Origin of the sequence: Terriglobus saanensis SP1PR4 (assembly GCF_000179915.2) — a bacterium.
GTDB lineage: Bacteria > Acidobacteriota > Terriglobia > Terriglobales > Acidobacteriaceae > Terriglobus > Terriglobus saanensis.
Genome location: NC_014963.1, coordinates 797,564 through 810,798, shown reverse-complemented (window position 1 = coordinate 810,798; position 13,235 = coordinate 797,564). Strand labels below are relative to the sequence as shown.

Sequence of the window (13,235 nt, the reverse complement as noted above, 5' to 3'; positions counted from 1 at the left end):
CGATGGAGAACTCCCCGCTTACCCCCGCCGAGTGCGTCCGCGTCGAAGCCGACGCCCTCATGCGCCTCGCCGACCGCATGAGCGGCCCCATGAAAGCCTCGATTGACGACGCCATTCACCGCATCGTGGCCTGCGCCGACACTGGTGGTCGCGTGATCGCCGTCGGCTTGGGCAAAAGCGGCCATATCGCGCAGAAGTTCGTCGCCACTCTTAACTCTTTGGGCACCCCGGCACAGTTTCTTCATGCAGCGGAGGCCGCACACGGCGACATCGGGATGGTCGGCAAACGCGATCTCCTGATCGCCTTCTCCTACTCCGGTGAAACCGAAGAGCTTCTCCGCCTGCTCGACACCCTGAAGCTCCGTGCAGCAGCCCTCATCGCCCTCTGCGGCAGCACCGGTTCCACGCTTGCCTGTGCCGCAGACCTCGTCCTCGACGTCAGCGTGGACATAGAAGCCTGCGGCATGAATCTCGCCCCTACGGCATCCACTACCTCCATGCTGGCGCTTTCCGACGCTCTGGCCATCGAAGCCGGACAACGCCGCAACTTCCGCCCGGAAGACTTCGCCCTTCTCCATCCAGGAGGCCGCCTCGGCCACCGCCTTCAGCGCGTACGCGAACTGATGCACGCCAACGAACGCCTGCCCCAGGTTCCTCCGGAGACACCGCTGCTCAAGGTCATCCACGAGATGAGCGAAAAGCGTCTCGGCATGACCACGGTCCTCAGCCCCAAAGGCCAACTCCTCGGTGTCATCAGTGACGGCGATCTCCGCCGCCTCCTCGAACGCGAAGGCGGCTTCGCTCTGGAACGAACTGCAGGAGAAGTCCTGCACGCGGACGCAACATGGATTGACGAGAACGAATTCGCCGCCACGGCCTTGGCGATTATGGAAGCAAAGAAGATCACTGCCATCGTCGCCTGTAATGCCAACCGCACCGTCACCGGCGTCCTGCATCTGCATGACCTCTGGGAACGCTAGGCAGATCGCGATAAAATCCGGTCATGAAAGCTCACCGGACTGCTTTTCTCGCTTTGATATGCCTCGCAGCGCCCTTTGCGCACAGGTTTCTTAACGCGCAGGCGACGCCCGATGCGGACGATGTCACCAAAGAGATCACCGGGGAAATCAGAGACCTGCGGCAGGTCCCCGACGCCCAGCGCGGCGCGCGTACCACTGAAATTGCGCTGAAGATCCGCGCTCTTCCCGCAGGGGGAGACAAGCGAAAGCTGGCGACCGGCTTCGCCAGCTATTCCACCGAAAGCGATCCCGGCGCGGCGGCGCTCCAGGCCGTCACCACCACGCTGAGCCAGGCGATCAAAGAAGCACCGATTTCGATGCGCAACAACCGGCCCGGACGGCCGTACATGCTGCTGGCAAAGCTCGTGCGCTTCGAGGGTATGACCACGGATCTCAAGGGGCCGGAGATCGACCGCGCCCAGGAGATTCTTGCGCAGGAGGAAGCGGAGATCCAGAAAACGGACTTCACCCTGGATGCTCTCAAGGGCCAGAAGGTACAGCTCTCCGATCTGCGCGGCAAGGTGGTTGTGGTTAACTTCTGGGCTACCTGGTGCCCGCCCTGCCGTAAGGAGATGCCAGACCTCGATGCCCTTCACGCTCGCTTCGCGCGCCAGGGTCTCGTCGTTCTGTCGATCACACAAGAAGACACCGCCAAAGTCACACCGTTCATCAGTGACATGGGGTACAAGTCCACTGTTCTCTTCGATCCGGAGGGCAAGGTGTCCGACAGTTTTCACGTGGACGACCTTCCGCGCAACTTCATCTTCGACCGGGAAGGCAAGCTCGTCGCTCAATCCGTCAATATGCTTACGGAGAGGCAGCTTCTTGCAAAGTTGGCGAAAGCGGGCATCCACTAAGGCGCTCATTCAGCCCATCGCTCCGGCCAGCCAGTTAGAATCAACACTTATGCATCGTTGGTCAAAACTCTTCATTCCTACCCTCCGCGAGGCCCCGGCAGACGCCGTCGTTGCCAGTCACCAGATCCTTCTCCGCGCAGGCTACGTCCGTCAGCTCGGCGCGGGCCTCTACAGCTACCTCTTCCTCGCCACGCGCTCCATCAACAAGATCGTAGCCATCGTGCGCGAAGAGATGGACCGCATCGGACAGGAGATGTATCTCCCTGCCCTGAACCCCGCCGAGGTCTGGCAGGAGAGCGGCCGCTGGACCGGCATGGGCGATAACATGTTTCGTCTCAAGGACCGCAAGGGAGCGGATCTCTGCCTGGGTATGACGCATGAAGAAGTCATGACCTCCATCGCGCGCTCGGAGATCCGCAGCTACAAGCAGCTGCCCCAGATCTGGTACCAGATCCAGACCAAGTTCCGCGACGAGCCCCGCCCCAAGAGCGGCCTGCTCCGTGTGCGCCAGTTCACCATGAAGGATTCGTACTCCTTCGATCTCAACGAAGAGGGCCTCGACGTCAGCTACAAGCTGCACGATGAAGCCTATCGCTGCATCTTCACGCGCTGCGGCCTCTCCTTCGTCGCCGTAGAAGCCGACTCGGGCGCCATGGGCGGATCGCAGTCGCAGGAGTTCATGGTCTACACCGAAGCAGGTGAAGACCTCATCGCCAGCTCACCCGACGGCCAGTATGCGGCCAACATTGAAAAGGCCACCAGTACCCTCGTCACGGTCGAAGACCTTCCCGGCGAGGCCGCACCGGAGCTCGTTCACACCCCCGGCCAGAAGACCATCGACGATGTGAGCGCGTTCCTCAACGTCGCGCAGCATCACCAGATGAAGACCATGGCCCTCATTGCCACATGGCCCGCAGACGCCAAGGGTGTTGTGAAGACCAAGGCCGTCGTGGCCTTCCTGCGCGGCGACCACCAGCTCAACGAAGCCAAGCTCGGTTCGCTCGTCGCCGGTGCGGAACTACGCCCCATGGTTGCGGAGGAGATCTTCGCCACCTTCAATGCGCCTGCTGGATACCTCGGCCCCATCGGCCTCGACAGCGAGAAGACGCTCGTCGTCCTCGATAAAGCCCTCGAAGGCCGCGCTAACCTCATCGCCGGAGCGAACAAGGAAGAGCATCACCTCCGCAATGTGACGCCGGGCCGCGACTTCAAACCAACAGTCATCGCCGACATCCGCAACATCAACGAAGGCGAGCCCGACCCCATCACCGGCCAACCCTTGCGTCTCGGGAAGGCCGTCGAGATTGGTCATATCTTCAAGCTCGGCTACAAATACACCGAGAGCATGGGCGCGCGCGTCCTCGACCAGAACGGCAAAGAAACCATGCCGATCATGGGCTGCTACGGCATCGGGATCGAGCGCATCCTCACCGCTGCCATGGAACGCTCCGCGGCATCGATGGGCCTGAGCGATCGCGGCGACATTCGCTACGCCCTGCCCGCCTCCATCGCTCCCTTCCAGGTCATCGTCACCGTCACCAAACAGAGCGACGCGACGCTGGCGGAAGCAGGCGAAACCATCGCCAAAGCGCTCGACTCTGCAGGTTTTGATGTTTTGCTGGATGACCGTGACCAGTCTGCAGGCGTCAAATTCAAAGACGCCGACCTGATCGGCGTGCCGTACCGTGTCAACGTCGGCAAGAAACTTGTCGACGGCCTCGTAGAACTCGTTGACCGACTCACAGGCAACACCATCGAGTGCGCGGTCAACGAAGTCGTTCCCCAGCTTCAGGCAGCGATCAAGCAGTAAGCAGCTCCAAGGAAGACCAGGTGACACCGTGGCAGTGAAGGTCAAGTACAAAGGACAGTACGACTCCAACAGTGCGGTCCGTGGCGGAAGAGATCCCTTTCTGCACCGCGCGCTTCGCTTCTTCCTCGTCGTCGGTCTCGCCTGCCTCGTCGTCGGTGCGGCCGTCTTTGGCTTCTATTACTACAAGTATCAGCACGTCGTAGACGATCGCCTGAACAACGGCCCGCTCTTCGCCAGCACCTCGCAGATCTACGCGGGGCCGCGTGAAGTCCGTGTCGGCCAGAAGATGACCGCTGAGCTGATCGGTTCCGAGCTGCGCCGCGCTGGCTACAACTCCAACGATCAGCTCGGCAGCTTCCAGCTCAACGGCGACAGCATCATGATCAAGCCCGGTCCGCAGAGCTTCCATTCCACGGACGGCGCGACCATCACCACGCCCGACGGTCAGGTCACCGCCATCACCGCAGAAAACGGCGTCGCTCTCAGCGCCTACGAGCTCGAACCACAGCTCATCACCGGCCTCTCCGAAGACAAGAACCGCACCAAGCGACGACTTGTCACGTACAAAGACATCCCTCCGCGCATGGTGCAAGCCGTCACCGCGATTGAAGATCGCCGCTTCTTCGACCACTCCGGCATCAACGTGGGCCGCACCATCCGCTGCGCCGTCGGCGATCTCCTCTCCGGCAAAAAGAACTGCGGCGGCTCGACGATCACGCAGCAGCTCGCGCGCGGCTTCTTTCTCTCTCCGGAGAAGAAATTCAAGCGCAAGCTGATCGAGATCATGATCTCCTTCCAGCTCGAAGCGCGCTTCACCAAGCAGCAGATCTTCGAGATGTACGCCAACCAGATCCCCATGGGACAGCGTGGCTCCTTCGCCGTCGCCGGCTTCTCCGAAGCCGCCCAGGCCTACTTCGGCAAAGACCTCAAGCAGCTCGACACCTCCGAGTGCGCCATGCTTGCGGGCATCATCCAGCGGCCTAGCTACTTCAACCCCTATAAGCACATGGACCGCGTGCTCGAACGCCGCAACCTCGTACTCTCGTCCATGGTGGAGACCGAAGCGCTCACCCCCGCGCAAGCAGAACGCGCCAAGGCCGAGCCCATCCACCTCGCTTCGCCCAACGTAGACGCCAGCGAAGCTCCTTACTTCGTCGATCTCGTGCACGACCAGCTCGTGCAGCGACTCGGCGACTCGGACAATGCGCGCGGCGCTCTGCGTATCTACACCTCGCTTGACCCCGACCTGCAGAAGGCCGCCTCCGCCGCTGTCGCCATCGGTATGCAGAACGTGGACGAGCAGGTCCGCAAACTCCATCACGGCGATAGCGCAATCACGTATCCGCAGGTCTCGCTGATCGCGTTGAATCCCCACACCGGCCAGGTGCTCGCACTCGTAGGCGGTCGCAACTACGGAACCTCGCAACTGAATCACGCCGTTGCCAAACGCCCTACGGGATCGATCTTCAAGCCCTTCGTCTACGCCGCCGCCAACGTGCAGGCCGTCAATGGAACTCCACTCTCTGACGGCAACGTCTTCACGGCGACCACCATCCTCAACGACGAACCGACGACCTTCACCTTCGACAACGGCCGCCAGACCTACAACCCGCGCAACTACAAGGATCACTTCCACGGCAGCGTTCCCGCCATCGTGGCCCTCGCGCAGTCGCTCAACAACGCGACCATCTCGCTCGGCCAGCAGGTCGGGTTTGAGAACGTCGCCGCACTGGCACGCGCCTCCGGCATCACCGCCGCGCGCGGCACTCCTGCTGTCTCACTCGGAGCCTACGATGCCACACCGCTCGACATGGCAGGTGCCTACACCGTCTTTGCCAACAACGGCGTGCACCTGAACCCTTGGATGCTCTCCTCTGTCCGCAACGATCGCGGTGAAGTCGTCGCCGACTTCACGCCGGAAGCGCGTCAGGTCATGGATCCCCGCGCCGCCTACCTCACCTCTTCGCTCATGGAAGGCGTGATGAACTTCGGCTACGGCTACGAGGTCCGGAAGCGTGGATTCACCGCTCCCGCAGCGGGTAAGACCGGTACCAGTCACGATGTCTGGTTCGCGGCCTACACGTCGAACCTCATCTGCATCGTCTGGGTCGGCAACGACGACTATACGGATATCAAGCTCTCCGGTGCGCTCGCCGCCGCGCCCATCTGGGCCGAGTTCATGAACCGCGCCATCAAGCTCCCGCAGTACTCGGACATGAAGCCCTTCACGCCACCCAACGGCGTCAGCGTCTACCGCATCGACAAGGGCACCAACCAACTCGCGGACGAGACCTGTCCCAACGACTACTCCGCCGCCTTCCTCAACGGCACCCAGCCGCAAAACACCTGCTCACGTATGGGCGATAACGAGGGCGGCATCCTGAGCAAGATCTTCGGCGCAGGCAGCAGTAACAATGAGGCTCCCAAAGAGCCCGCCATCCCCACGATGAATCCCGACGGCACCCCCGCCGAACCACAGCCGAAGAAACGGAACTTCTTCCAGAAACTTTTTGGCGCTGGCAAGGACAAACCAGAAGCTCAGCCCAATCCACAACCCTGATACGGATTCATCGATCACCGGAAATGGATCCCATGGCGAAACGCGAACGGTGGCACTTAGGGTATCTGGACGCTCTCCGCGGATGGGCCGTTGCTGCCGTTATCCTCGTGCACGTTGGAAGCACCGCATACCCTCCAGGAAACTGGCAGTGGGATCTTACCTTTTGGGGACGGCGCGGGGTTCAGCTCTTTTTCATGGTGAGCGCCTTCACGCTTTACCTTTCACTCGATCACCGAAAGGTAGAGCAGCATCCAACACTGAACTTCTATTTGCGCCGCGTCTTTCGAATCGCGCCGCTCTTCTACTTCATGTTCCTCTTGCGGTACGTGGCCTATCACCCGGTTCCAACCCCGGCTTTGCAAATAGTCCTCGCCGCGCTCTTTTTGAACGGCCTCTATCCGCCAGCCATTTTTGCAGGCCCGCTCGCCGGCTGGACGATCGGAACAGAATTCGCTTTCTACATGTTGTTGCCCCTCCTTCACAGGTGGATCAACACCCTGAACAAAGCGATCGCATTCACCTGTACCACGGCAATTGTCTTCGGATTCGGATCGCTTCTTCTCTTACGACATCTACCATCAGCCAGTGGCACAACCATCGTCTATCTGCGATCCGTTGGAATTCCAGTGGAGCTCGGTATCTTTGGCATGGGCATCGTGGCCTACTACATTGTCAAAGACTACGTCGTGCCGTCACGATTGACTTCTACCAAAGCTGCACGGCAGATCTCTTTCCTTCTTCTGCTCATCGCAGCCGCGCTCTTCGATCTGAATATCCCCTTTGAGGATCGGCGCCTCTATCTCTCCTCGCTTATTTTCTTTTTGTTTATTCTGGCCCTGGCCCTCAACCCCTGGTCTTTCTTCGTCAATGCAATCACTCGAGCGCTCGGGCGCTTATCGTTCAGTCTTTACCTGTGGCACGTCTTTGTGATCGTTGCCAGAATTGATCGTCTCCGCTGGTTTGACTGGGCCACTCATGGGCACTACTCGCGTTGGTTGACGACGCCTCTTTCCAGTTTTTTCACCGTCGTCGTGACTCTGCTTCTAACCGCGCTTCCTCTGAGCTATCTCACCTGGTTCTTCCTGGAAGAACCAGGGATCCGCCTGGGACGCAAAGTCATCGCTCATCTTGAGCACCGCGCCACACAACGAAAGACCAGATTGATTCCAGCCTCGCAGGAGATCCTTCGTCCGAGCCAAGCCGACGAAGAGTTTTAACTGCATGACGGAGTAAAACTGCTAGCAACTCATCCGCGTCCGCCGAATCGGCGTATTCCATCCCTTCATCGCCTCCCCCTCACCCACCCAGGGCTGGCAATCAGGACACCAATACGTACTCCGAGCGCCCACCCCCTGCTTCCGCATCTCCACAATCCCACCACACCGCCGGCACTCAAGACCGCGCCGCCCATACACCCATAACCTGTCCGCAGCATTGGCCGAACGTGTCGTTCGCCGGTTGCCCGAGTACGTCACAATCCCATCCCCTGCACCATCCAGCACATTCGCCTGCATGTACCGCTGCGAGACATCCGCCATCTGCTGCATCTCGTCGACCGTCAACGTCCGCATTGCACGAAACGGATGCACCCGCGCCGCAAAACACACCTCGCTCTTGTAGACATTTCCCAACCCAGCCAGCACGCGCTGATTCAGCAACACATTCGCAATCTCATCGTCAGGATGCGAAACCATACGCTTCTGCAACGCGACCAATCCCACATCGCCCGAATAACTCGCGGACAAAACATCCGGCCCCAGCTTCTCCACCATCGCATCGCGCTTCAACGAAGCCGTCGTATGAAACTCCGCCACAGGCACGTTAAACGCCACCGCTTCGACCCCCTCCACCGCCACGCGCACACGCATGGCGCTGCGCGGAGACCACCACTTCTCCCCCGTGCGATAGATATGCCACGAGCCGCTCATCAACATGTGCGTCACCAGGATCAGATCGCCCGAGAAGTGTATTAGCAGCCACTTGCCCCGCGCCTCTACCTTTTCGATCACACGCCCCAGCACTGGCCGATCATCATTCACGCTCGCCAGCTTCGCATACGCCGTCTCAAAAGCAGTCACCGTTCTGCCTTCAAGGACTTTTGCCAGAGCCCGCGCCGCACGAAATAAGGTATCCCCCTCAGGCACGTGGCGGCTCCATGCGTGTACCCGATGTCATTAACGGCGGCAGATTCCGACGCAGATTAAACCCCATCGGAGCCGCCTGGAATCCCGCATCCAGCAGAACCCGCGCCATCGGATGTTCCGCCACGGCTACGCCATTCACACTCTGAATCAACATCCCCGTGCGCGACTGCTCGCCCTGCATCGCATCGTCGTTCTCATGCCCATACCCACGCTGCGCCATGATCACGAAGTACCGCGCCAGCGCCTGCATTCTCTTTCCACGCGCAGGCTCTTCTTCCGGCAGAAACACCTGCAGATTCGGATTGCCTCGGCGCAGGTAGGCCGACAATGCACCATCCGCCAGCACCACACGCGCACCCACGCTCCGCGTCAGCGAACTTGTGGCATCGGGCGGAGCAGGCCACTTCAACAGCGCTCCGTAAGGATTCGCTGGGTCCGTCGCCGCCAGCACGACCATCTCCTCATCCGCCTCTGTGCGTGTCATGCGCAAAGAGCGCAACAGATCCACGGCAACAGGCAGAGCAAACTGCGTCGCACCTAAGTCCGCAGCGAAGTAGCCGCGCCGAATCTTTCCACTCTCCTCCAGCGCCTTCATCACGTCATAGATCGCAGAGAAGCCACCCGCCAGATTCTCCGCATGCGCCGTCTCTCGAAACACCACACCGTAGCGCGCGAGTAACTGATGCGCCTCCGCATGACTCCACTCCGTAGGATTGCGCGGTGCGAGATGCAACGCTGGATGCAGGGCCCATCGCCCCTGCCCCGTCGGCGGCGTAGTTCTACGCGAACGAAATCCCCCACCCTGCTGGTGCACGCGTCGTGGCTGTCTTCCATTCACCTTCGCCGCGCCGCGTTGCGTGTAGGCCCTCAGCGCCTGGAACGCATCGTTCGTCACCGCACCGCGCCACACAAGATTCCACAGCGCATCGAGCGTGTCATTCGGATATCCGCCGCCCACACCATCATGCAGATTCTGAAAGAACGTCGCACCATGTCCGCGTAGATACTCCACGACCGCGTCCTCGCGCTCCTTCAACGGCGAAGCCTCCGCAATCGCAGCACTCACAACAGAAGGCGCAATCGGCCAAAGCGCAGGCAGCTTCTCCGCAAGATACAGACCAACGCGACCATCCTTCTCGCCAATCGGATCAAAGCCAGCCCACTGCACCTCACCCGCCGCGATCAGCGTATCCAGATCCGAAGATTTGTATCCCGCGATTCTCGCAGGCAAAATCTCCGCCTCCAGTAGCGACGCAGGCAACGGCGCACCCTGAAGATTTTCAATTGTGTCCAGCAAAGCATCCAAGCCGCGACGAGGCGAGATCACGCCCTGCCAATGCGTAAACAAACGCGCCAGCGTCTGCTGCTCCACCGGCTCAATCTCCTTGCGCAGCTTCGCCAGGGACCTTCGGCGAATTGTGCGCAACACCTCAACGTCCACCCACTCGCGATGGACTCCACCCGGACGGAAGCCGCCCTCCATCACGCGTCCACTTTGGATCAAACGCTGCAACAACGCTTCTACCTGAGTTGCAGGCAGACCGAATCGATCGACCACCTGCTGCGTGATAAACGGCCCATGCGTTCGCGCAAATCGTCTGACCAGGTCCAACGCCGCATCCGGCGCGGCCTCCAGCAGAGCCGTCGGCAATCCAGGCGGAAGCGGTATCCCCAGGGCATCGCGATACCGCGCCACATCCTCCACCGCGATCAACCGCTTCTCTCTACCGATCAAAAGCTCCAGCACACGCCGCGCCTTGATCAGACGATCCACCGTCAGCGCCACCTCAGGTGAAGTCACGCGCGCCAGCAGTTCATCACGCCGCAGATCTCCCAACCGCAGAAGCAGATCATGCACCGCATCCATCGACCGCGCCTTGTAATCCGGCGCGAGATTCTGTAACTGCTCCTCGGTCTCTTCAATCGCCGCCGGATCCAGCAACTCACGCAGGTCGGCATCGCCCAGCAACTCACGCAACTGGTCCTGATCGATGGACAACGCCTGCGCGCGGCGCTCGGCCAGCGGCGCATCGCCGTCGTAGATGTAATTTGCCACGTACGAAAACAACAGCGCTGAAGCGAACGGTGAAGGCGTTCGCGAATCCACCGTATGCACACGAATCTGGCGCTGCCCCACGCCGCGCAGAATCTCCATCAGCGCGGGCATATCGAAGACATCGCGCAGACACTCGCGGTACGCCTCCAGCAACATCGGAAACTGCGGATAGCGTGACGCTACACTCAGCAGGTCATACGCGCGTTTCCGTTGCTGCCACAGCGGTGTGCGCCCATCCGCTCTGCGGCGAGGCAGCAACAACGCGCGCGCTGCGGACTCACGAAACTTTGCCGCAAATAACGCTGTCGATCCCAACTGCCGCTGCACGAAATCCGCAGCCTCCGCAGCTTCAGGAAAAAACTGCTCCACTTCAGGCGCGGCATCGGTCTCAGGAAAGCGAAGCACAAATCCATCTTCGCTCCACATCGCCTCCACCTCCGCGCCACCCGCTGCGCGAATCCGACCCATGACCGCCATCGCCCACGGCGCATGCACGCGCGATCCAAACGGCGTCAGCACGCATACACGCCAGTCACCCAGCTCATCCCGCACACGCTCCACGACAATCGTGCGATCGTCGGGCACCTGCCCCGTCGCCACTTCCTGATCGGCGAGGTAGCGCAATAGATTCTCCGCCGCCAGCGCATCCAGATCGTGTTCGCGCGTGAGTCTTGTCAACGCAACACTCCGCGGCATGTCCCGCAACTCGCGAATCAACGCCCCAATACGCCGCCCAAACTCCAACGGTCTTCCCGCCTGATCGCCTCGCCAGAACGGCATCTTGCCCGGCTCACCCGGTGCAGGACTCACCAGCACGCGGTCGTGCGTAATCTCATCGATGCGCCACGTGGAAGCGCCAAGGATAAACGTCTCTCCCGTACGCGCTTCAAAGACCATCTCCTCATCCAGTTCGCCCACTCGAATCGGCTTCGAACGTTCCCCCGAAAGAAAGACGCCGTACAAACCACGGTCCGGAATCGTTCCACCATTCAAGACGGCAATCTTCTTCACACCCTGACGCGGCGTAAGCCACTGCCGATTGCGGTCCCACGTCACACGCGGCCGCAACTCTCCAAACTCATCCGATGGATAGCGTCCCGCCAGCATGTCCAGCACACCATCGAAGACCGACGTACTTATCCCCGCATAGCCCGCGCAACTCCGCACCAGACGCAGCAACGCGTCATAAGAAATACCGGGCGACTCATCCTCTTCACTGCGATGCTTCTTCGCTCTCCGCTCCGCCTGCTCCACGTTGAGCGGAGGATGCGCAATCGTCGCGACCATCTGCTGCGCCAGCACATCGAGCGCGTTACGCAGGAAGCGCGTCGACTCCACATGCCCCTCGTGCATCGCCTGCGTCACCGCAGCGCATGCAATCAGGTCCGCACGATACTTCGGAAAAATAATTCCCTTCGAGGGCGCGCCCACCTGGTGCCCCGCGCGCCCGATCCTCTGCATGCCACTTGCAACCGAAGGCGGCGCTTCAATCTGAATCACCAGATCGACCGCTCCCATATCGATGCCAAGCTCCAGCGAAGATGTCGCCACCAGCGCGCGAATCGTACCCGCCTTCAGCATCTCCTCAATCTCACTGCGCTGCGAAGCCGCAAGTGACCCATGATGCGCCCGCGCAATCTCTTCGCCTGCAAGCTCGTTGATCGCGCCCGCGATCCGCTCGGCAATCCGTCGCGCATTCACAAACAGAATCGTCGACTGGTGCTCACGAATAATCTCCAACAGACGCGGATGAATCGACTGCCAGATGGAAGTCCTCTTCGGCCCCTGCGAAGCCGGTCCGCTCGGCGTCTCCTGAATCTCGCCGAGCCGTGCCATGTCCTCCACCGGCACCTCGACCGTCAGTTGCAGCACCTTCCGTGCACCCGCATTCACAATCGTCACAGGCCGAAACTGAATCCCCGCCACACCTGCTTCAGGCTTCTCCTCTGCAGCATCGCGTGCATCGGTCAAAGCGGCTTCGCTGACTTGCTGACCCGCTGACCCGCTGACTCGCTGGACTCCGGACTCGCTGAGCCCTTCCGCTCCACCCAGAAACCGCGCCACCTCCTCCAGCGGCCTCTGCGTTGCGCTCAACCCGATCCGCTGCAACAGGCGGGCTGTCAAAGCCTCCAGCCGCTCCAACGAAAGCGCCATGTGCGCCCCGCGCTTCGTCGGCACCAGCGCATGGATCTCGTCGATGATCACCGTCTCCACCGAACGCAACGCTTCTCCCGCATTCGAAGTCAGCATCAGGTACAGCGACTCCGGCGTCGTGATCAGGATGTCTCCGGGATGCCGCACAAACCGCGCCCGGTCCGCCGCCGGTGTATCGCCCGTGCGCACACTGATCGTCGGCATATGAAACGGCACACCCGCCCTCTGCGCCATGTTCGCGATGCCTGCCAGCGGAGACCGCAGATTGCGCTCCACATCCACCGCCAGCGCCTTCAGCGGTGACAGGTACACCACGCGGCAGCCTTCTTCCTTCGGAGGTGCGGAGAGCATTAATCTGTCCAGGCACCAGAGAAACGCCGTCAGTGTCTTGCCCGTTCCCGTGGGGGCCAGGATGAGTGTCGACTCACCCTTCGCAATCGCGGGCCAACCCTCCGTCTGCGGCACAGTCGGAGCCTCGAAGACCGCCCGAAACCACTCCGCCGTGATCGGATGAAACAGCTCCAGCGCATCCGCAACGGGCGCAGCCACCACCGTTTTCGACCCGCCGGATCTCTTCGCCGCCATTGAGCCTCGTCCCTCCGTCATAGGATGCCGGAAAAGCCCACCCAGCACCT

The 13,235-nt window shown here is 61.0% G+C and carries 7 protein-coding genes; 5 read left to right on the top strand and 2 right to left on the bottom strand.

The window, feature by feature from the left end; all coding sequences use genetic code 11:
* The first annotated feature begins 2 nt into the window (after positions 1 to 2).
* From ACIPR4_RS03315 to ACIPR4_RS03295, 5 genes are read left to right on the top strand one after another with little or no spacing between them, the layout of a single operon-like run.
* Positions 3 to 980 (top strand): KpsF/GutQ family sugar-phosphate isomerase, encoded by a 978-nt coding sequence (locus ACIPR4_RS03315; RefSeq protein WP_013567233.1) that lies wholly within the window; start codon positions 3 to 5, stop codon positions 978 to 980.
* 23 nt (positions 981 to 1,003) lie between these two features.
* The gene (locus tag ACIPR4_RS21400; protein WP_013567232.1) at positions 1,004 to 1,876 is read left to right on the top strand and encodes a TlpA disulfide reductase family protein; all 873 of its coding nucleotides are present in this window, start codon (positions 1,004 to 1,006) and stop codon (positions 1,874 to 1,876) included.
* 49 nt (positions 1,877 to 1,925) lie between these two features.
* The gene (locus tag ACIPR4_RS03305; protein WP_041585900.1) at positions 1,926 to 3,686 is read left to right on the top strand and encodes a proline--tRNA ligase; all 1,761 of its coding nucleotides are present in this window, start codon (positions 1,926 to 1,928) and stop codon (positions 3,684 to 3,686) included.
* Between the two features lie 28 nt (positions 3,687 to 3,714).
* Positions 3,715 to 6,246 (top strand): transglycosylase domain-containing protein, encoded by a 2,532-nt coding sequence (locus ACIPR4_RS03300; protein WP_013567230.1) that lies wholly within the window; start codon positions 3,715 to 3,717, stop codon positions 6,244 to 6,246.
* Positions 6,247 to 6,278: 32 nt separating this feature from the next.
* Entirely contained in the window at positions 6,279 to 7,463 is a 1,185-nt protein-coding gene (locus tag ACIPR4_RS03295) for an acyltransferase family protein (RefSeq protein ID WP_013567229.1), read from the top strand.
* A gap of 21 nt (positions 7,464 to 7,484) precedes the next feature.
* On the opposite strand, the gene ACIPR4_RS03290 is transcribed toward ACIPR4_RS03295, so the two are convergent.
* Both ACIPR4_RS03290 and ACIPR4_RS03285 read right to left on the bottom strand, forming a co-directional pair.
* Positions 7,485 to 8,390, bottom strand: a complete 906-nt coding sequence (locus tag ACIPR4_RS03290) for an Fpg/Nei family DNA glycosylase (RefSeq protein ID WP_013567228.1) — start codon at positions 8,388 to 8,390, stop codon at positions 7,485 to 7,487.
* Positions 8,383 to 13,185 carry a DEAD/DEAH box helicase gene (locus tag ACIPR4_RS03285; RefSeq protein ID WP_013567227.1) on the bottom strand — a complete coding sequence of 1,601 codons (4,803 nt, stop codon included), beginning with the start codon at positions 13,183 to 13,185 and terminating at the stop codon, positions 8,383 to 8,385. The genes ACIPR4_RS03290 and ACIPR4_RS03285 overlap by 8 nt, the downstream gene beginning before the upstream one ends.
* Between the last annotated feature and the right edge of the window lie 50 nt (positions 13,186 to 13,235).

What these genes read in the sequence shown, in the direction of transcription:
- ACIPR4_RS03315 (WP_013567233.1), top strand. Translation starts at nt 3, where the DNA reads ATGGAGAACTCCCCGCTTACCCCCGCCGAGTGCGTCCGCGTCGAAGCC.
- ACIPR4_RS21400 (WP_013567232.1), top strand. Translation starts at nt 1,004, where the DNA reads ATGAAAGCTCACCGGACTGCTTTTCTCGCTTTGATATGCCTCGCAGCG.
- ACIPR4_RS03305 (WP_041585900.1), top strand. Translation starts at nt 1,926, where the DNA reads ATGCATCGTTGGTCAAAACTCTTCATTCCTACCCTCCGCGAGGCCCCG.
- ACIPR4_RS03295 (WP_013567229.1), top strand. Translation starts at nt 6,279, where the DNA reads ATGGCGAAACGCGAACGGTGGCACTTAGGGTATCTGGACGCTCTCCGC.
- ACIPR4_RS03285 (WP_013567227.1), bottom strand. Translation starts at nt 13,185, where the DNA reads ATGGCGGCGAAGAGATCCGGCGGGTCGAAAACGGTGGTGGCTGCGCCC.